Source organism: Roseateles sp. AC306, from assembly GCF_979253795.1.
Genome location: NZ_CEEDEB010000133.1, coordinates 1 through 241 on the forward strand (window position 1 = coordinate 1; position 241 = coordinate 241).

Sequence of the window (241 nt, forward strand, 5' to 3'; positions counted from 1 at the left end):
GGATGTGAAACGCGCCGACATGCGTGTGAACGCCCATCAACTCCAGGAGCGCACTCATGCCGCCACCCCGACTGGAATGCCCAGGAAAGCCTCTTGCACGATGGGCGAGGCGATGACGGTGGCCGGGTCGCCATCGGCCCCCAGCTTGCCCTGGTGCTACACGATGATGCGGTCTGCCCATTCACGCACCACGTCCATCTTGTGCTCCAGCAGCAGCAGCGTGTGCCGCTGCTCTGCCTTC

Annotated in this window: 1 pseudogene; it reads right to left on the bottom strand. The window is 64.3% G+C overall.

What is annotated here, in order from left to right:
• Positions 1 to 54: 54 nt before the first annotated feature.
• Positions 55 to 241, bottom strand: a pseudogene (locus AC0IZJ_RS28700) (ABC transporter ATP-binding protein); the annotation flags it as partial.